Genomic DNA, 1,157 nt, shown 5'->3' on the forward strand with positions numbered 1-1,157 from the left:
AGCCAACTCTGGGACACCTCCGGCATTGCGCCGCAAAAAAATGTCGTCATGGCGGGCGAGACCATTCCCGCCATCTTCTGGAACGCAGTGGCCGCTCGCGGCCCCAATGTCTGGATGCGCCAAAAAGACTTTGGCATCTGGCGCAGCTGGACTTGGAACGAGACCGCGCAAGCCGTGCGTGAGATCGGCCACGGCCTGATGGCGCTGGGTTTTGAGGCGCGGCACACCGCCTCCATCCTGTCCAACACCAACATTGAATGGGTGCTGTGCGACTTGGCCGTGCTGAGTGCCGGTGGCGTGTCCAACGGCATCTACCCAACCGACGCGGCCGAGCAGGTGCATTACCTGTGCGAAGACTCTGGCACCCGCGTGCTGTTTGTCGAAGACGACGAGCAGCTCGACAAAGCCTTGGCCGTGCGCGACACCTTGCCCTTGCTGCAAAAGATCGTGGTGTTCGACATGGAGGGTCTGCGTGACTTCCATGACCCCATGGTGATCAGCTTGAAGCAGCTGCAAGCCCTGGGCCGCGAACACGCCCAGCAACACCCCGATTTGCTCGCGCAGCGCAGCGCTGCTTGCAAGCCCGAAGAGCTGGCCATTTTGGTCTACACCTCAGGCACTACCGGCAAACCCAAGGGCGGCATGCACAGCCACCACGGGCTGGTCTACACCGTGCGCGGCTACAACACCCTGATTGCCCGCGACGAGCGCGACGAATGCATGTGCTTCTTGCCGCTGTGCCACATCGCCGAGCGCATGGGCGGTGAGTATTTCTCGATGTACACCGGGGCCAAACTCAACTTTGTAGAGAACCCCGAAACCGTGCCCGAAAACGTTCGCGAGATCGCGCCCACCGTGTTCACGGCCGTGCCCCGCGTTTGGGAAAAATTTTACTCGGGCGTGATGATCGCGCTGAAAGAAGCGGGCGGCTTGCAGCAAGCGGTGTATGGCTGGTCCATTGGTGTGGGCCAGCAGGTGGCCGATTTGGTTCTGGCGCACAAGCCGGTGCCCGCCAGCCTCAAGCTGCGCTTTCATGTGGCCCGGTTGCTGGCGCTGAACAACGTGCGCAAGATGATCGGCATCCACCGCGCGCGTTTTTTGGTGACGGGCGCGGCCCCCATTTCCCCTGATTTGGTGCGCTGGTATTTGGCGCTGGG

General features: G+C 61.8%; 1 protein-coding gene. It reads left to right on the forward strand.

Going from position 1 to position 1,157, the window contains the following annotated elements; all coding sequences use genetic code 11:
• The coding region (locus tag Q0341_RS04730) for an AMP-binding protein (RefSeq protein ID WP_366522669.1) at positions 1–1,157 on the forward strand (1,157 nt) is incomplete at both ends.

Origin of the sequence: uncultured Limnohabitans sp. (genome assembly GCF_937889215.1) — a bacterium.
In the GTDB taxonomy this organism is placed as follows: Bacteria; Pseudomonadota; Gammaproteobacteria; order Burkholderiales; family Burkholderiaceae_C; genus Limnohabitans_A.